The organism is Serratia sp. LTN-2 (assembly GCF_059740205.1).
In genome coordinates, this window is the sequence record NZ_JCAXDO010000001.1 from 529,979 (window position 1) to 548,000 (window position 18,022).

Consider the following 18,022-nt stretch of genomic DNA (forward strand, 5'->3'; position numbering starts at 1 on the left):
CGATTATTGGTGTGCCGAATCAATGTCCGATCGCGTCCGCCATCATACCCACGGCGATAGCGAAATAGTAAGAGCGATTCCAGTGCATCAGGGTGCGGAAATTATCATAGACCAGGAACGTCCGCCCCTGCAGATCGTCCGGCGCGATGATCCAGCCGCGCTGAATGGCGTGCGGCAACGCACTGCCATCCGCACGCCGCACGCCGCGTTGTTGCCAGGCGTTGACGCTGCGCGCCTGCGCGTCTTTCAGCCCCAGTTCGGCCCGGTTGAAACCGGCGGGCAGCTTGACCTCGCGCCCCCAACCGATGCCGGGCTGCCAGCCCTCTTTGGATAAATAGCTGGCGGTAGAGGCAAATACGTCATCGATGTTATTCCAGATATCGATGCGCCCGTCATCATCGCCGTCCGCCGCATAGCGCAGGAAGGAACTCGGCATAAACTGGCATTGCCCCATCGCGCCGGCCCAGGACCCTTTCAGCGACGCATCGCCAACGTGTCCCTGCTCGATTATCTGCAGCGCCGCCAGCAGCTCCTGACTGAAAAAAGCCTCGCGGCGCCCTTCGAACGCCAGCGTCGCCAGCGCAGACACCACGTCTTCCCGCCCCTGAATCTTGCCATAGGCGCTCTCCATGCCCCACAGCGCGATGATATAGCGCCCCGGCACCCGATAGCGCTCGCTGGCCCGCGACCATTGCGTATGGCGCTGCCGGTACAGTTCGCGCCCCTGGCGCACCTTGACGGGCGACATCACCCGCCGCAGGTAGTCGTCCAGGGTTACCTTCTGCTCCGGCTGATTGCGATCGGCCTTGATCACCCGATCGACGAAATGGATTTGCGCAAAAGCGCGGTCGAGCGTGCCCTGACTGATGCCCTGCTCCCGCGCCTGCCGCTTAAGCTGCTCGACATACGCCGGAAACTGCGCCGGATCGCGGCCGCTCGCCGCCAGCGTCGTCCCCTGCGCCGCGTGTGGCGTGCCCGGTATCAACGCACCGCCCAGCGCCAGCCAAACGGCCAGCGCGGTTGTTCTCACCGAACGTGTCATCGCGCCTCCCCTGGCCGCAGCGCCTGCCTCAGGCCTTGTCGCCCGCCAGATGCTGGTTGAGCAGATTTTCAACCGGCGGCGGGAACTGCAGGTAATAGCCTTCGTCTTTCAGCGCCTGCTTCACCTTTTCGATATCCGCCGAAGCCAATTTCTTGCGCTCATCGAGCGAAAGCATCATGGCGAATTGCGGCACGCCGAAACTTTTCATCAGTTCTTCCGGCACACGAGAGAAATCGTCTTTTTTTTCGACATAAAGATAAGTTTGATCGCGTTTCGGGCTTCTATAGATCACACAAAGCATTTTTTTAACTCTATTTAATTGAGGGAGCGTCTTGCCTGGATATAACTCTGACTATAACATGCTTATAGTACATCGGAATATCGCACCCCGAGTGGTATTCCGGGGATTTAAAGTTGCTGAGACTGAGTCAGGATAGATGTCACAATCGCCAATTGAGCTAAAAGGCAGCAGTTTTACCCTATCGGTTGTTCATTTGCATAATTCGCAGCCCGAGGTAATACGTCAGGCGTTACAAGAAAAAGTTGAGCAAGCGCCCGCTTTTCTGAAAAACGCCCCTGTTGTTATCAACGTCGCAACGCTGGATGGCGATGCGAACTGGAAAGAACTTCAACAGGCTGTCGCGGCGGCAGGTCTGCGCGTTGTGGGTATCAGCGGTTGCAGAGATGAGCGGCAAAAGCGCGCGATAGCCCGCGCCGGGCTGCCGCTGCTGAGCGAAGGCAAAGGCCAGAAAATGGCGGCGCCGGAGCCTGCCCCTGCGCCAGTGGTGGCGGATAACGCCCCCGCCAAAACGCGCATCATCAGCACGCCTGTCCGTTCCGGCCAACAGATTTACGCCCGCAACTGCGATCTTATCGTGACCAGCAGCGTCAGCGCCGGCGCCGAATTGATTGCCGACGGCAATATTCACGTCTATGGCATGATGCGCGGCCGCGCACTGGCAGGCGCGTCAGGCGACACGCAATGTCAGATTTTTTGCACCCACCTGGCGGCTGAGCTAGTCTCTATCGCAGGGCAGTACTGGTTGAGCGATCAAATCCCGTCCGATTACGTCGGGCAGGCCGTACGACTCAGCCTGTTGGATAACGCTTTAACCATACAACCTTTAAACTAAGCCCTTTTGACAAGGAATCCATTTCATGGCACGCATTATTGTTGTTACATCGGGTAAAGGGGGCGTTGGCAAGACCACTTCGAGCGCGGCCATCGCTACCGGCCTGGCCCAGAAAGGCAAGAAAACCGTGGTGATCGATTTCGATATCGGTCTGCGTAATCTTGACCTGATTATGGGCTGCGAACGTCGGGTAGTTTATGATTTCGTGAACGTGATTCAGGGCGACGCCACGCTGAATCAGGCGTTGATCAAAGACAAACGCACTGAAAACCTCTATATCCTGCCTGCTTCGCAGACGCGCGACAAAGACGCGCTGACCCGAGAAGGCGTTGAAAAGGTCCTCAACGATCTCGGTGAGATGGATTTTGACTTCGTGGTGTGCGACTCGCCGGCCGGTATCGAAACCGGTGCGCTGATGGCGCTGTACTTCGCCGACGAAGCTATCATCACCACCAACCCGGAAGTCTCTTCGGTACGTGACTCCGACCGTATTCTGGGGATCCTTTCTTCCAAGTCGCGCCGTGCCGAGAAAGGCGAATCGCCTATCAAGGAACACCTGCTGCTGACCCGTTACAACCCGGGCCGCGTCAGCCGTGGTGACATGCTGAGCATGGAAGACGTGCTGGAGATCCTGCGCATTCCGCTGGTGGGTGTGATTCCGGAAGACCAGTCAGTGCTGCGCGCTTCCAACCAGGGTGAGCCTGTCATTCTGGATGCCGAGTCAGACGCCGGTAAGGCGTATGACGATACCGTTTGCCGCTTGTTGGGGGAAGAACGCCCATTCCGCTTCATTGAAGAAGAGAAGAAGGGTTTCCTGAAACGCCTTTTTGGGGGATAAACCATGGCCTTATTAGACTTCTTTCTGTCCCGCAAAAAACAGACAGCCAATATAGCCAAGGAACGGCTGCAGATTATCGTCGCAGAGCGTCGTCGCGGGGACAGTGAGCCCCCGTATCTGCCTGATCTGAAACGCGATATTCTGGCGGTTATTTGCAAATACATTCAGATCGATCCTGAAATGCTGCATGTGCAGTTCGAGCAGAAAGGGGACGATATTTCGGTACTTGAACTTAACGTGACATTACCGGAATCGGAAGAAGCAGCTAAATGATTGCGACGCATTAATTACCCCCTGTATATTTTATGCAGGGGGTAACTGTATGTGCATCCAGTTAATAAGCATCATCGGCAGCAAAAAAGCGATTTTTCCCTTTGGGACAATTCCCAATTAACTTTGCCGCCACCTCGTTTAAAGTAAATTCTGGCCAGATTTACCTTCAACGCATTATTTCCTGCCTATATTCACCCGAGCAGAGTTTCCTTACCCTGCCCTGGTGAGTGCCAGCGATTAATATTCTTTCAGGATCTCCTGCAACGGCGCCATTAATAAATCGCCACGCCAGCCACTGATTAATTCAGGGCGACTCTCGCCGTCCTTCAGTTTCCAATGCCAGTTCAGCAGTTGGTTAATTTGGCGACGGGACGCCAGCAGCTCGCTGCTCAACCCGCTTTGCTCGCTGACGGTGGCGATCGCCGCCTTGATGTCTTTAAACACCTTCTTGTAGCCCGGCTGATCGATAAGGTTGGCCAACGGCGCCGGCAGCTCGCCTTCGTCCAAGGCTTCGGCCTCGGCCACCAGCGCCAGCAGCGTTTTACCGTGATAACGGATCTCCGGCCCGCTCAGACCCAGCGAATCCAGTTCTCCCAGCGAAGAAGGCATATAGCGCGCCACCTGCCACAGGTTTTCCTCCCGCACCACGAAGTTCACCGCCAAATCGCGCTCGCGCGCCTGGCGCAACCGCCACTCCGCCAGCTTCTGCAGACAACCCAGCTGGCGCGGACGCAGCTGCCAGGCATTGCTGATTTCACGATAGGCCAATTCCGGCGCCAGCGTCTCGCTGCGGCGTTGGCACAACAGCAGGCACTCGTTATTGGCCGCCGCGGTCCAACCGGCCTCTTCGGTCTCCTGCACCAGCTGTTTGGCCATCGGCAGCAGATAGAACACGTCGGCCGCCGCGTATACGCACTGTCTTTCGGTCAGCGGGCGCGCCAGCCAGTCGGTGCGCGACTCGCTTTTGTCCAGCTCAACCTTCATGTACTCCGCCACCAGCGTCGCGAAACCGCAGGAGAGCGGCCGACCGGTAAAGGCCGCCAGGATCTGGGTATCGACCATCGGCGTCGGCAGCGTTTTAAAGGCGTTGAGAAACACTTCGAGATCTTCGCTGCCGGCATGCAGGAATTTCACCACGGCGGTATCGGCCAACAGGTCGACAAACGGCTGCCACTGCTTGATCGGCAAAGGATCGATAAGGGAGAGTTGTTCACCGTCGTAGAGCTGGATCAGGCCCAGCTGCGGATAGTAGGTGCGCGTTCTGACAAACTCGGTGTCCAGCGCTATCTGGGCATGCTTTCTCGCCTGCTCGCAGACCTGCTGCAATCCGGCATCGGTAGTGATCAACTGATAATTCAAAACATCATTCTCTTGTAGGATTCAAACACAACAACGCCGGCATTCACCGGCGTTGTCGATAGTCAGGCGCAAAGGCAAAACCTAGACGGCATCGGCCGGCTTCGGCGTTTTTTGCTCCTCGCGCAGTTCTCGCCGCAATATCTTGCCGACGTTCGACTTCGGCAGCTCATCGCGGAACTCAACAATTTTAGGCACTTTATACCCGGTCAGGTGACGGCGGCAATGGGTCAACAGCTCTTCCTTGGTCAGCGAGGCGTCTTTCTTCACCACGCAGATCTTCACCGTTTCACCGGAAACCTCACTGGGCACGCCGATCGCCGCACATTCCAGCACTTTCGGGTGCTGGCTCACCACATCCTCGATCTCGTTCGGATAGACGTTGAAACCAGAGACCAGGATCATGTCTTTCTTGCGGTCGACGATGCGCACAAACCCCTGCTCGTCTACGGTAACCACATCGCCGGTCGCCAGCCAGCCGTCTTTCAGCACTTCGTCGGTGGCTTCCGGGCGCTGCCAATAGCCTAACATAACTTGCGGCCCTTTGACCCACAGTTCGCCCGGTTCACCCGGCGGCACATCCTGACCGTTGTCATCCACCAGTCGAATATCCGTCGACGGCACCGGCAGACCGATGCTGCCGCTGTAGTGTTTCAGATCGTAAGGGTTGCCGGCCACCAGCGGCGCGCACTCCGTCAGGCCGTAACCTTCCAGCAAATGCTTGCCGGTGGTTTTCTCCCATTTCTCGGCCACCGCCTTTTGCACCGACATACCGCCGCCAACCGAGAAGCGCAGCGTGGAGAAATCAAGCTTGTGGAAATCTTCGTTGTTCAGCAACGCATTGAACAGCGTATTCACCCCGCTCATGGCGGTGAACGGATATTTTCCCAGTTCTTTCACCAGCCCTGGAATGTCGCGCGGGTTGGTGATCAGCAAATTGCGCCCGCCCAGGTCGATAAACAGCAGGCAGTTCACCGTCAGCGCGAAAATGTGATACAGCGGCAACGCCGTCACCACCAGTTCCTGCCCTTCACGGAACAGCGGCGAATAGGCGGCTTTGGCCTGCTCGAGGTTGGCCTGCATGTTGCGGTGCGTCAGCATCGCGCCCTTCGCCACGCCGGTCGTGCCGCCGGTGTATTGCAGGAAGGCCAGATCGGCATTAATGATGTCCGGTTTTACATACTGCAGGCGGCGGCCACGCTGCAGCGCGCTGCGGAATGAAATGGCATCCGGCAGGTTGTATTTCGGCACCAGACGCTTGACGTATTTGACCACGAAGTTGACCAGCGTGCCTTTGGCGGCCGAAAGCTGATCGCCCATGCGCGTCAGAATCACGTGCTTGACCTGGGTGTTGAACACCACTTTTTCCAGCGTATGGGCGAAGTTGGACACGATGACAATGGCGCTGGCGCCGCTGTCGTTTAACTGGTGCTCCAGCTCGCGCGGGGTATACAGCGGGTTGACGTTGACCACCACCATACCGGCGCGCAGAATGCCAAACAAGGCGATGGGATATTGCAGCAGGTTAGGCATCATCAGCGCGACGCGGTCGCCCTTCTTGAGGCCCAGTTCATTTTGCAGGTAAGCCGCGAAAGCCCGGCTGCGTTCTTCCAGTTTGCGGAAGGTCATCACCTCACCCATATTGATAAAGGCGGGCTGATCGGCATAGCGCTGCACGGCATGCTCAAACATTTCGATCAACGACGAATAGCGATCGGCATCAATCTCTGCGGGCACATCTGCCGGATACCGTTTTAACCAGACCTTATCCAAGGTATTACTCCTGAAATCATTACTAATTATCATCGCAGCCCTCAAACTCGCAGCCTAACCATAACAATATTTTAACTCAGCAGACCAGTTCGGGTTTTAAACATTATTCAGGTTGCGATGTACGTCACTAATTGTCGGATATTCCTTATCCCAAAAAGCAAAAGGGCGGCCTGAGCCGCCCTGTCAAATTTGTTCACATCAAGCGTATGCTACTCGGTTACGATGGTTTGCACCTGTGCCGGGCCAGGGTTGTACCAGCCATAGCCAGCCCCCCAACCGGGTCCCCACGGACCACCGCGCCAGCCCCAGGGCCCCATCGGCGCCGGCGGCATCACCACCTGCTGCACCAGATGCCAGCGTTTGAAACCGGTGACGTTCATCGTCACGAAGCGATACGGCGTCATGCCGATCCGCCCCTCTTTCAGGCCGGTAATGGGGCCGACAACGGTCACCAGTTGGCCTTTGAAATCAACCGGCTCGAGGAAGCCGTTTACCGTGGCCAGCAAGCGGCCGCGCGAGGGTTCACCCAATATCGGCCGCGCACCGCTGTCGAGCGGCACTGCCGCGATCTCCAGCACCGTACGCCCCTGTTCGTTGGCGACGTTCACCACGGTGCCGCCGAAGCGGGCTTCCGCGCCGGTAAACAGGTTCGGTGCATTTTGTACCGAGGAAAGCTGAGTCACCGGCGAAGGGCTGGAGCCTTTGATCGCATCCGGTACGGTGACGCACCCGGTCAGAACCAGCGCGCCGCAGGCGATGGCCAGCAGCGACAGCTTTTTACTTGCAGTGCGGATTAACATGGTCGCAATCTCCTGAAATGCCTGTAACTTTGACCGCGTTTCATCGTTCAAGTTGCAGGCCTTCATCGCCCGGCATCAACAACAGCACAATACGCCGCGATTACTCACGGCCCGGCAGCTTTTTCCAGGTCACTTCATTGCGCAGGTAGGTCGGCTCGGCGTTTTCTACCGCCACCGCCAGCCCCTGTTGCCAGGCGTGCAGCGCCAGCGGCAGCATGTCTTGCGCCTGCGGCAACAGCATCTGGCCGTCACGCACGCTCAGGGCGGAACCCTTGACCAGATCGGGATAGGTTTGCCAGCCGGTGCCGACGTGGGCCCATTTCCCCTGCAGGCGCTGCGCGCGCTCCAACGCCTGAACCGGCGACAGCACCGCCTCGCCTTCGCTTTCCAGCCAGCGGCCGTCAGCCTGACGCTCGAACTGCCCCCAGTAGACCTCGCCCATGCGCGCATCGATCGCCGCCAGCACGCGTTCAGCACCGCTGACGCGCCAGGCGCCCTGCGCCATGGTTTGCAGCGTGGAAACGCCAATCATCGGCAGCTCGGCGCCCAGCGCCAGGCCCTGAGCGATGCCGATGCCGATGCGCACCCCGGTAAAACTGCCGGGGCCGCGGCCGAAGGCCAGCGCATCGAGCTGGTTGAGCGCCAGACCGGATTCCGCCAGCACCTGCTGCACCATAGGTAAAATACGTTGCGTATGCTCGCGTGGGCACAGCTCAAACAGGGCGTGGATTTCGCCTTGATTCCAGACGGCGACGGAACAGGCTTCCGTCGCGGTATCGATCGCTAAAATTCGCGTGGACATGCCAACCTCTGGCGGGAATAAAACTGGGTTTTTCATACAGGGCGCGCATTGTAGCACAGCCCCGTAAGCCCTTCATCTTTCACGTAGCCGACGTCTCGGCGGCCTGCAGGAAGGCGATGGCCTGCTTCAGATCGCGGGTGCGCGGCGTGGGCGGCAGGCTGTTGAGGAACACCTCGCCATAAGGACGCATCACCAGACGATTATCGCAAATCACCAGCACGCCGCGATCGTCGGTATCGCGGATCAAACGCCCAACGCCCTGCTTCAGGGTGATGACCGCATCCGGCAACTGCACGTCATTGAACGGATCGCCGCCGCGCAGGCGGCAATCTTCAATGCGTGCCTTCAGCAGCGGATCGTCCGGTGACGTGAACGGCAGCTTATCGATGATGACGCAAGACAGCGCATCACCGCGCACGTCCACCCCTTCCCAAAAACTGCTGGTCGCCACCAACAACGCGTTACCGGCGGCAACGAACTGCGCCAGCAACTGCCCTTTGCTGGTTTCCCCTTGCAATAATACCGGCAGCGTCATCGTGGCGCGGAACTCTTCCGCCAGCTCGCGCATCATCTGATGCGAGGTGCATAAGAAGAAGCAGCGGCCGTTGTTGGCTTCGATTAACGGCCGCAGCATGCGCGCCAGCTGGCGCGCTCCGCCCGGTTGATTCGGCGAAGGCAAAAAGCGTGGCACGCACAGCAACGCCTGTTTGGCATAGTCGAATGGGCTCGGCAGCAGCAACGTTTTAGCCTTGGTCAGCCCCAACCGTTCGGTGAAATGGCCCAACCGATCGTTGACCGACAGCGTGGCCGAGGTAAAGATCCAGCTGCCCGGCTTCTCGTCCAGCATTTCGCGGAACCGATCGGCCACCGTCAGCGGCGTCAGCGCCAACACGAAGTGGCGTGAATTGCATTCATACCAATAGCTGTAGCCCGGCTCCGTTACCGCCTTCAGCCGTTTGAGGCGCGCGCGATACAGCGTGGCGCGCTCAAAAGCGGCATCCAGCAGCGCCGAACGCCCCAGCGACAGTTTCATGACGTCATAACACAGCTCCAGCGCGTCATCGAGCAACAACAGAGCGCGCTGCACGTTCGGTTCGCCCAGCACGTCGCGCAGATTGCCGCGAAAGCCCGGCTCCCCCAGATTCAGGCGGAAATCTTGCGTACTCAGGCTGAGACGGTCAGCGCTTTTTTGCAGTTGGGCGGCGTCGCGCACCTCGGTGCGGTAGGCGATGGTGATGTCCTTCGCCAGATCCAGCAACTGGCGGCTGGTGAGCTGCTGGCCGAAATACTGGCTGGCGATGTCGGGAATTTGGTGCGCTTCATCGAAAATCATCACCTCGGCTTCCGGGATCAGCTCGGCGAAACCACCCTCTTTCACCACCATATCCGCCAGGAACAGGTGATGGTTCACCACCACCACATCCGCATCCATCGCGCGGCGGCGCGCCTTGACCACGAAGCAATCCTGATACAGCGGGCAGTCGCTGCCCAGACAGTTGTCATTGGTGCTGGTCACCAGCGGCCAGACGAAGCTGTCTTCCGCCACTTCGCTGCAGGTGCTGATATCGCCCTCTTTGGTCTGCGACGACCACTTGCGCAGCTGCACCAGGTCGATCAGCGTCTGGCCCGCCAACTCGCCGCCGGCCATCGACTGCTGCTCCAGTCGCTCCAGACACAGGTAGTTGGAACGCCCCTTGAGCAGCGCCAGCTTGCCTTTGTACTTCAGCGCCTTGGCGACGGTGGGCAGATCGCGCGCATACAGCTGATCCTGCAACGCTTTCGAACCGGTAGAGATGATCACTTTGCGATCGGCGCGCAATGCCGGCGCCAGATAAGCGAAGGTCTTGCCGGTGCCGGTGCCGGCTTCCACCACCAGTTCCTGCTTGAAATTGATCGCCTCGGTGACGGCTTGCGCCATCTGCCGCTGCGGCTCACGCGGTTTGAATCCCTTGATAGCCTGCGCCAATGCGCCGTCTGTTGCAAAATCGTCTGTCACGCTGTCTCTCTGCCGGTGTCATTCAGCGGTGATTATGCCAAGCCTGCCGCCCGGCTACCACCCACTTTATCGCCGCGCTTTTTCATCACCGGCTGTGCTACCCTTAGCGGGACGATGATATGGAGATAAGCAAATGAATATTGAAAGAATTGATCCCGATAAGCGCTGGTCCGAAGCCGTGGTGCACAACGAGACCGTTTACTACACCAGCGTGCCGGAGAACCTGGACGATGACGCGACCGCGCAGACCGCCAACGCCCTTGCCGCCATTGACGTGCTGCTGGCGCGCGTAGGTTCGGATAAGAGCCGTATTCTTGACGCCACCATTTTCCTGGCCAACACCGCCGACTTCGCTGCGATGAACGCCGCCTGGGACGCCTGGGTGGTCGCCGGCAGCGCGCCGGTGCGCTGCACCGTGCAGGCGCAGCTGATGAATCCGAAGTACAAGGTGGAAATCAAAATCATCGCCGCGCTGTAAGCCTGAGCGCAGACGAAAAAAAACCGCAGGCGGCTATGCCTGCGGTTTTTTTATTGCCCGCTATCAGGACAGTTTGAGGATCACCATCCCCGCCAGCAACAGCGCCAGGCCGATCCAGCCTTTGGCGTTTAACCGCTGGCCGAACATGATCCAGCCCGCAGCGATAGTGGCGGCGATACCGAAACCGCCCCACAGCGCATAAGCGATCGACAGATCGATGCCCTTTACCGCCTGCGCCAGGGCGCTGAACGCGCCGAGTACCGACAGCAGCGACAACAGCCCCAACCAAATTTTACGGAAGCCGTCCGACATCTTCAGGAAGATGTTGGCGACGATTTCCAACACGATCGCCAGACCCAGGAACCCGATGTGGTACAACTCAAACTGTTGCATGGTTGTCACCTCGCGGGCTGACCTGTTTTCGCTCTTTGCGGGTGCCGGATTTCACCAGCATGATGCCGGCGATCAGCGTCGCCAGACCCAGCACCTTCAGCACAGAGATTGGCTCGTCGAACCACAGCACGCTGAACAGGGTGATGAACAGAATGCCGATCCCTTCCCACAGCGCATAGGCCACGCCCAGCGCCACGCGTTTTACCGCGACAGACAGCAACACGTAAGACGCGGTGATCATCACATACATCACGATGTGCCCGCTCATGCCGCCATTGACGCTGGCGTATTTCATCGACAAGGTGCCGATGATTTCGGTCATGATGGCCAAACCTAAAAAGATCCAATAAATCATAATTTTTCTCCCAAACGGCGAATAACGCGCGCCAAGGCATATTTATCCCGATTTATCTCGTCAAACGGCCGGCGTGCGGCGCGCAAGACGCAGAGATCCCTGGGGATAAACTGACCCAAACGCAAAAAGAATGTTTGCCCGGCTGAACGATAGCGTGAAGGCGTAAGCCCGCTACCTGCACCGGTTAAGGGAGAAAGACGCTATAGCTCGCTGCACCAGTGATGCTCACTGGCAAGGATCGCAGACAGGAAGAGTTGGCAAGTAGAGGTTCTGAGGGTAGTTCCGTTAATAGTCATCATAATAGTTCTCTATTATCAGCCGCACACCGTGCGATTTGCCCAATATCCTCATAAAAGTAAAATTTTCAACTGAGATATTTTTACCACAGCCAAAATAAGAAAGCAAACTGCCGTTTTCATAAAAAAGCAGAAAAAAACGGGTTAAAAATAATAAAGTTAATTGCAATGAAAATTAAAAAAGGCCCAACGGAGCGTTGAGCCTTGAGATAATCCAGGATGTGCAAATAAGCGCCAACCTCAGGCGCGGCGCGGGTTACGACGCGGCGCCGCTGACGGCATTGCGCGCCAGTTCGGTGATGCGCGCGTAGTCGCCGCTGTCGAGCGCGTCCGCCGGCACCAGCCAGGAGCCGCCGATGCAAAGCACGCTTTTCAGCGCCAGATAATCGCGATAATTGTTCGGCGTAATGCCGCCGGTCGGGCAGAAACGCACCTGCGGGAACGGACCGCCGATCGCCTGCAGCGCCTTCACGCCGCCGTTGGCCTCCGCCGGGAAGAATTTGAACTCGCGCAGGCCGTAATCCATCCCCTGCATCAGTTCAGAAACGGTGCTGATGCCCGGAATAAGCGGGATCGTCCCCGCCGTCGCCGCCTGCAGCAAGGCTTCGGTCAACCCCGGGCTGATGGCGAACTGCGCCCCCGCCTCGGTCACCTCCCGCAGCTGCTGCGGATTGATCACCGTACCGGCGCCGATAATCGCCTCCGGTACCTCTTTAGCGATAGCGCGAATCGCCTCCAGCGCACAGGCGGTGCGCAACGTCACCTCCAGCACCCGCACGCCCCCGGCAACCAGCGCTTTCGCCAGCGGAACCGCCTGTTCCAGCTTGTGGATCACGATAACCGGCACCACCGGTCCCGCCGTCAGGATCTGTTCGGCGCTGGTTTTCCAGTTTTTCATCGTTATTTCTCCATTACTCGCGGTTAACAATGGCACGCCCCTGCCACAGGGTTCCGCGCAAACGCGCGGACGCCGGCCGTACCGTAAGTGATGTGGCCCACGTGCAGATCGCAGGCAAAAAAAAGCCGGCAGACAGGCTGCCGGCATTGCGCATTACTCGAACTCGTTCCAGGAACGGCCGTCGCGGGTGATCATCGCCACCGAGGCCACCGGCCCCCAGGTGCCCGCCTGATAAGGCTTAGGCGCTTCGTTGTCGGCTTTCCACGCGTCCATGATGGAGTCGACCCACTTCCAGGCCTCTTCCACTTCATCACGGCGCACGAACAGCGCCTGGATGCCGCGCATGGTCTCCAGCAACAGGCGCTCATAGGCGTCCGCCACGTGCTCCTGGTTGAAGGTTTCCGAGAAGCTCAGATCCAGCTTGGTGGTCTGCAAGCGGTGCTTGTGATCCAGCCCCGGCACCTTGTTCAGCACCTGAATTTCGATGCCTTCGTCCGGTTGCAGACGGATGGTCAGCTTGTTCTGCGGCAGCTGCTGATACGAGTCGCTGAACAGGTTAAGCGGCGGGTTTTTGAAGTACACCACCACTTCCGAACATTTGGTCGGCAGACGTTTACCGGTGCGCAGGTAGAACGGCACCCCGGCCCACTGCCAGTTGTCGATATCCACGCGGATGGAGACGAAGGTTTCGGTGCTGCTGCTCTTGTTCGCCCCCTCTTCTTCCAGATAGCCCGGCACTTTCTTGCCCTGGACGAAGCCGGCGGTGTACTGACCGCGCACGGTGGTTTCCCGGACATTGGTCTGATCGATGCGGCGCAGCGAACGCAGTACCTTGACCTTCTCGTCGCGGATGCGGTCGGTGGTCAGATCCGCCGGCGGCGACATGGCGATCATGGTCAGGATCTGCAGCAGGTGGTTCTGGATCATGTCGCGCATCTGGCCGGCCTGGTCGAAGTAACCCCAGCGCCCTTCGATGCCCACCTCTTCCGCTACGGTGATCTGCACCGAGTCGATGGTGCGGTTATCCCAGTTGGACGCGAACAGCGAGTTGGCGAAGCGCAGCGCCAACAGGTTCAACACCGTCTCTTTACCGAGATAGTGGTCGATACGGTAAACCTGGGACTCATTGAAGTACTCAGCCACCTGATCGTTGATCACGCGGGAGGACGCCAGATCGGTGCCCAGTGGTTTCTCCATCACCACACGCGCCGGCTCGTGGTTCAGCTTGGCTTCGCCCAACCCTTTGCAGATGGCGCCGAAGGTGCTTGGCGGCATAGCGAAGTAGTTGATGGTGGTGCGGTGCTTCTGATCCAGCATTTTACCCAGTTTGGTAAAGTTCTTGCTGTCGTTGACGTCCAGGTTGCAGAAGTCCAGGCGCGCGCTCAGCGTGGCCCAGAGTTCGTCATCCAGTTTTTCCTTCATGAAGGTGCCAAGCGCTTCCTTGACCACTTCGGTATAAGCTTTTTTATCCCACTCCGCGCGGCCGACGCCGATGATCCGCGTATCCGGGTGGATGTGTCCGGCTTTCTCTAACTGGTACAGGGAAGGCAGCAGTTTACGGCGCGCCAAATCACCTTTCGCGCCGAAAATAACCAGGTCACACGCCTGGGCTGTAGAGGTTACCGCCATGTTCATCTCCTCGTTGCAGGATATTTGTAATTTTCTTACATTACTAATGTACTCTGTTTGACTACGGCCAGCAAACCCGGTGCAAAAGCAGAAAAAAAGCCCCAAAGATTCCAGTGGTAAGCGCCACTGCGCGGCAGAGCCGTTGCAGGTGGACAAAACTGTAATTTTTCGTCTTTTTTGACGCTCTGTTACCATTATGAAAGTTAGACACAGGTCATATTCTGGTGAAAAAAGCCTGCATACGCCCTGTCGAGACTGCCAACGGTTACCAGCACGTAGTATATTTTCACTAAACCGGCATTGATTTCTCCTTTATTTGAAATCGACATACCCTATCGATTTCAGGTTACAGCCGCTCGTTTGGCGTCTGCTTGCACGGCGTACACGGACGAAATTCGACGCTGTCGCTTGAAAGCCACAGGGATAAAACCATGAGTGACTCTCGTTATATGAATACGCTGGACAAAATCCAGAGCCATCTGGAACTCCTGAGCAAATCTGAAAGGAAAGTCGCCGAGGTGATCCTGGCCTCCCCGCAGACCGCCATTCACTCCAGCATCGCTACGCTGGCGCGCATGGCCGACGTCAGCGAACCCACCGTCAACCGTTTTTGCCGCCGCCTTGATACTAAAGGCTTTCCCGACTTCAAACTGCATCTCGCCCAGAGCCTGGCCAACGGCACGCCTTACGTAAACCGTAACGTCGAGGAAGATGACAGCGTCGATGCCTATACCAGCAAGATCTTCGAGTCGGTGATGGCCAGCCTGGATACAGTAAAGGCAAATTTGGATATTGCCGCAATCAATCGTGCGGTTGACCTGCTCACCCAGGCAAAAAAGATCTCTTTCTTCGGCCTGGGCGCCTCTGCGGCGGTGGCGCACGACGCGATGAACAAATTTTTCCGCTTCAACATCCCGGTGGTCTACTTCGATGACATCGTCATGCAGCGCATGAGCTGCATGAACTCCGGCGAAGGCGACGTGGTGGTGTTGATCTCGCACACCGGTCGCACCAAGAATCTGGTGGAGATGGCCCAGTTGGCGCGCGAAAACGACGCCACGGTGCTGGCCATCACCTCGCGCGATACCCCGCTCGCTCAGGCGGCGACCCTCGCTTTACTGCTCGACGTGCCCGAGGACACCGACGTTTATATGCCGATGGTGTCGCGGATCGCGCAATTAACGCTCATTGACGTGCTCGCCACCGGATTTACCTTGCGCAGAGGGGCTAAATTCAGAGATAACTTGAAGCGGGTCAAAGAAGCGCTCAAAGAATCGCGCTTTGATAAAGGCGTGGTCATTCCCAACAGTTTTGACTCGTAACCTTACGAAGAAAAAATCGCCGTTCAACAGACATTTGAATGGCGGCATCAGAGGCTGTACCCTGTTAACACGCTCATGCGGGTAACCCGGGTGAAATATCAGTGTTGTAAAATTACATTTCACGCCTGGTTTCGTTATCCGACGTTATCGCAACACCAATATTTGCTTCACCAGTCAACGGAGTAATACATGTCCAGACGGCTCAGAAGAACCAAAATCGTTACCACCCTGGGTCCGGCTACAGACCGCGACAATAATCTGGAAAAGATCATTGCCGCCGGCGCCAACGTAGTTCGGCTCAACTTCTCCCATGGCAGCCCGGAAGATCACCAGGCTCGCGCTGACAAAGTGCGCGAAATCGCTGCCAAACTGGGGCGTCACGTCGCTATCCTCGGCGACCTGCAAGGGCCAAAAATCCGCGTATCCACCTTTAAGGAAGGCAAGATTTTCCTCAACGTGGGCGATAAATTCCTGCTGGACGCCAACCTGTCCAAAGGCGAAGGCGACAAAGAAAAAGTCGGTATCGACTATAAAGGCCTGCCTGCCGACGTGGTGCCGGGCGACGTCCTGCTGCTCGACGACGGCCGCGTTCAGCTGAAAGTGCTCGAAGTTCAGGGCATGAAAGTATTTACCGAAGTGACCGTTGGCGGCCCGCTGTCCAACAACAAGGGCATCAATAAACTCGGCGGTGGCCTGTCGGCCGAAGCGCTGACCGAAAAAGACAAGGCGGACATCGTTACCGCCGCCAAGATCGGCGTCGACTACCTGGCGGTTTCCTTCCCGCGCACCGGCGAAGACCTGAACTACGCCCGCCGTCTGGCGCGCGACGCAGGCTGCAACGCCAAGATCGTATCCAAGGTTGAGCGCGCCGAAGCGGTGTGCAGCGACGAAGCGATGGACGACATCATTCTGGCCTCCGACGTGGTGATGGTCGCCCGTGGCGATCTGGGCGTCGAAATCGGCGATCCGGAACTGGTCGGCATTCAGAAGAAACTGATCCGCCGCGCCCGCACCCTGAACCGCGCGGTGATCACCGCGACCCAGATGATGGAGTCGATGATCACCAACCCGATGCCGACCCGCGCCGAGGTCATGGACGTGGCCAACGCCGTGCTGGACGGCACCGATGCCGTCATGCTGTCGGCGGAAACCGCTGCCGGCCAATACCCGGCGGAAACCGTCGCGGCCATGGCGCGCGTTTGTCTCGGCGCCGAGAAGATCCCGAGCATCAACGTTTCCAAACACCGTCTGGACGTGCAGTTCGACAACATCGAAGAGGCGATCGCCATGTCTTCGATGTATGCGGCCAACCACCTGAAAGGCGTCACCGCGCTGATCGCCATGACCGAATCCGGCCGCACCGCGCTGATGATGTCACGCATCAGCTCCGGCCTGCCGATCTTCGCCATGTCCCGTCATGAACACACGCTGAACCTGACCGCACTGTATCGCGGCGTAACGCCGGTGTACTTCGACAGCCACAAAGACGGCGTGATCGCCGCCAACGAAGCCGTCAATCGCCTGCGCGACAAAGGCTTCCTGGTTTCCGGCGACCTGGTGATCGTCACCCAGGGCGACGTGATGGAAACCGTCGGCACCACCAATACCAGCCGTATCCTGCGCGTCGAGTAATCCACGCCGCAGACGAAATGCCGGCCGTCCCACGATGGCCGGCATTTTTTTTGCCCTGACATCGCCATAAACGACGGAGAACGCCATGCTCCACCAACACAATCCCGCCTCGACCGGTGATGCGCTCGATCTCGATGGGCGCGGCCTGACGCAGCTCGACGAATCGCAGCTAACCGGCCATGCACTGCGCAAAATCAGCCTGTACGACAATCAGCTGACGGCCTTCCCCGCCTCTATCTTGCAACACCGCAACCTGCAGGTGCTAAACATCTCCTGCAATCAGATCGGCCACCTGCCGCCGGAGATTGGCCAGTTACAACAGCTCGAGATGTTCGACTTTGGCCACAATCGCGCCAGCGAGCTCCCCGAGGCGCTGGGCCAACTGCATCGATTGAAATACCTCTATTTGAGCGATAACGGCTTTTGCTGTCTGCCGCACTCGCTGGCGCAGCTGCAACAGCTGGTCTATCTCAACGCGACCGACAACCATCTGACCGCGTTGCCACAGGCGATACCGAGGCTTGCGGCATTGCAGGAGCTGCGTTTATACAACAATCGCATCCGCAGCCTGCCGGCCGAAATCGAGCAACTGCGCGCGCTGCGGGAACTGCATATCATGAAAAACGCCTTGACCACGCTGCCGGCGGAGATCGTCCTGCTCAGCGAGCTGGAGGTTCTCGATGCGACGAACAACGCCATCGCCGCGCTGCCGGAAGCCTTCTGCCGCCTGCCGCGATTGAGCGAGCTGAGCCTGCGTTTCAATCAGCTGACGCAGCTGCCGGATAATATCGGTGAGCTGACGGCGCTAAGAAGCCTGGATCTGCGGGCCAATCGCCTAAGCGAGCTGCCGGAAAGCCTTGGCGAACTGAGCCGGCTGCGCAAGCTGGACCTGCGTTGGAACGATTTCACCCACACGCCGAAAGTCGTCGACATCCTGCGGGCGCGCGGCTGTATGGTGCACATTTGAAGAGACGCCGGTCGGGTGAGACCCGGCCGGCGTTAGCGA

The 18,022-nt window shown here is 58.2% G+C and carries 18 protein-coding genes; 7 read left to right on the top strand and 11 right to left on the bottom strand.

Annotation, left to right across the window (positions count from 1 at the left end; translation table 11 throughout):
• Positions 1 to 19: 19 nt before the first annotated feature.
• Both AC6BYQ_RS02405 and AC6BYQ_RS02410 read right to left on the bottom strand, forming a co-directional pair.
• Positions 20 to 1,042 carry a lytic murein transglycosylase gene (locus tag AC6BYQ_RS02405; RefSeq protein ID WP_498056234.1) on the bottom strand — a complete coding sequence of 341 codons (1,023 nt, stop codon included), beginning with the start codon at positions 1,040 to 1,042 and terminating at the stop codon, positions 20 to 22.
• Between the two features lie 28 nt (positions 1,043 to 1,070).
• Entirely contained in the window at positions 1,071 to 1,343 is a 273-nt protein-coding gene (locus tag AC6BYQ_RS02410; RefSeq protein ID WP_004932294.1) for a YcgL domain-containing protein, read from the bottom strand.
• A gap of 136 nt (positions 1,344 to 1,479) precedes the next feature.
• On the opposite strand from AC6BYQ_RS02410, the gene minC reads away from it, so the two are divergent.
• The 3 genes from minC to minE are packed head-to-tail and all read left to right on the top strand — an operon-like array spanning position 1,480 to position 3,286.
• A complete protein-coding gene (gene minC, locus AC6BYQ_RS02415) occupies positions 1,480 to 2,175 on the top strand; it encodes a septum site-determining protein MinC (protein ID WP_498056235.1) in 696 nt (231 codons plus the stop codon).
• A 25-nt stretch (positions 2,176 to 2,200) separates the two neighbouring features.
• Positions 2,201 to 3,013 carry a septum site-determining protein MinD gene (minD, locus tag AC6BYQ_RS02420; protein ID WP_004932300.1) on the top strand — a complete coding sequence of 271 codons (813 nt, stop codon included), beginning with the start codon at positions 2,201 to 2,203 and terminating at the stop codon, positions 3,011 to 3,013.
• Positions 3,014 to 3,016: 3 nt separating this feature from the next.
• Complete coding sequence (gene minE / locus AC6BYQ_RS02425) at positions 3,017 to 3,286, top strand: cell division topological specificity factor MinE (protein WP_004932303.1); 270 nt, start codon at positions 3,017 to 3,019, stop codon at positions 3,284 to 3,286.
• Positions 3,287 to 3,523: 237 nt separating this feature from the next.
• On the opposite strand, the gene rnd is transcribed toward minE, so the two are convergent.
• The 5 genes from rnd to yoaA all read right to left on the bottom strand — a co-directional run bounded on the left by rnd (position 3,524) and on the right by yoaA (position 10,013).
• A complete protein-coding gene (rnd, locus tag AC6BYQ_RS02430) occupies positions 3,524 to 4,645 on the bottom strand; it encodes a ribonuclease D (RefSeq protein ID WP_154746331.1) in 1,122 nt (373 codons plus the stop codon).
• An 81-nt stretch (positions 4,646 to 4,726) separates the two neighbouring features.
• Positions 4,727 to 6,415, bottom strand: a complete 1,689-nt coding sequence (gene fadD / locus AC6BYQ_RS02435; RefSeq protein ID WP_498056236.1) for a long-chain-fatty-acid--CoA ligase FadD — start codon at positions 6,413 to 6,415, stop codon at positions 4,727 to 4,729.
• Between the two features lie 209 nt (positions 6,416 to 6,624).
• A complete protein-coding gene (locus tag AC6BYQ_RS02440) occupies positions 6,625 to 7,215 on the bottom strand; it encodes a Slp family lipoprotein (protein WP_063918637.1) in 591 nt (196 codons plus the stop codon).
• A 100-nt stretch (positions 7,216 to 7,315) separates the two neighbouring features.
• Complete coding sequence (gene tsaB / locus AC6BYQ_RS02445) at positions 7,316 to 8,017, bottom strand: tRNA (adenosine(37)-N6)-threonylcarbamoyltransferase complex dimerization subunit type 1 TsaB (RefSeq protein ID WP_498056237.1); 702 nt, start codon at positions 8,015 to 8,017, stop codon at positions 7,316 to 7,318.
• A 79-nt stretch (positions 8,018 to 8,096) separates the two neighbouring features.
• Positions 8,097 to 10,013 (bottom strand): DNA repair helicase YoaA, encoded by a 1,917-nt coding sequence (gene yoaA, locus AC6BYQ_RS02450; protein ID WP_063918479.1) that lies wholly within the window; start codon positions 10,011 to 10,013, stop codon positions 8,097 to 8,099.
• Between the two features lie 133 nt (positions 10,014 to 10,146).
• Between yoaA and AC6BYQ_RS02455 the strand changes: the two genes are divergently transcribed.
• Positions 10,147 to 10,491: a RidA family protein gene (locus tag AC6BYQ_RS02455; protein WP_019452795.1), complete on the top strand. Its 345-nt coding sequence runs from the start codon at positions 10,147 to 10,149 to the stop codon at positions 10,489 to 10,491.
• A gap of 63 nt (positions 10,492 to 10,554) precedes the next feature.
• Here AC6BYQ_RS02455 and mdtI read toward each other — a convergent pair whose 3' ends face one another.
• The 4 genes from mdtI to zwf form a co-directional block, all read right to left on the bottom strand.
• Complete coding sequence (mdtI, locus tag AC6BYQ_RS02460) at positions 10,555 to 10,884, bottom strand: multidrug/spermidine efflux SMR transporter subunit MdtI (RefSeq protein ID WP_074054019.1); 330 nt, start codon at positions 10,882 to 10,884, stop codon at positions 10,555 to 10,557.
• Complete coding sequence (mdtJ, locus tag AC6BYQ_RS02465; RefSeq protein ID WP_019452797.1) at positions 10,871 to 11,239, bottom strand: multidrug/spermidine efflux SMR transporter subunit MdtJ; 369 nt, start codon at positions 11,237 to 11,239, stop codon at positions 10,871 to 10,873. The genes mdtI and mdtJ overlap by 14 nt, the downstream gene beginning before the upstream one ends.
• A gap of 552 nt (positions 11,240 to 11,791) precedes the next feature.
• Positions 11,792 to 12,433 (bottom strand): bifunctional 4-hydroxy-2-oxoglutarate aldolase/2-dehydro-3-deoxy-phosphogluconate aldolase, encoded by a 642-nt coding sequence (locus tag AC6BYQ_RS02470; RefSeq protein WP_432525084.1) that lies wholly within the window; start codon positions 12,431 to 12,433, stop codon positions 11,792 to 11,794.
• A gap of 153 nt (positions 12,434 to 12,586) precedes the next feature.
• Positions 12,587 to 14,062, bottom strand: coding sequence for a glucose-6-phosphate dehydrogenase (gene zwf, locus AC6BYQ_RS02475; protein WP_019452799.1), 1,476 nt, complete (start codon positions 14,060 to 14,062; stop codon positions 12,587 to 12,589).
• Positions 14,063 to 14,511: 449 nt separating this feature from the next.
• On the opposite strand from zwf, the gene AC6BYQ_RS02480 reads away from it, so the two are divergent.
• The 3 genes from AC6BYQ_RS02480 (at position 14,512) to AC6BYQ_RS02490 (ending at position 17,983) form a co-directional block, all read left to right on the top strand.
• A complete protein-coding gene (locus AC6BYQ_RS02480; protein ID WP_019452800.1) occupies positions 14,512 to 15,384 on the top strand; it encodes a MurR/RpiR family transcriptional regulator in 873 nt (290 codons plus the stop codon).
• A gap of 189 nt (positions 15,385 to 15,573) precedes the next feature.
• Positions 15,574 to 17,016, top strand: a complete 1,443-nt coding sequence (gene pyk / locus AC6BYQ_RS02485; protein ID WP_019452801.1) for a pyruvate kinase — start codon at positions 15,574 to 15,576, stop codon at positions 17,014 to 17,016.
• An 85-nt stretch (positions 17,017 to 17,101) separates the two neighbouring features.
• Positions 17,102 to 17,983: a leucine-rich repeat domain-containing protein gene (locus AC6BYQ_RS02490; RefSeq protein WP_498056238.1), complete on the top strand. Its 882-nt coding sequence runs from the start codon at positions 17,102 to 17,104 to the stop codon at positions 17,981 to 17,983.
• Positions 17,984 to 18,022: the final 39 nt, after the last annotated feature.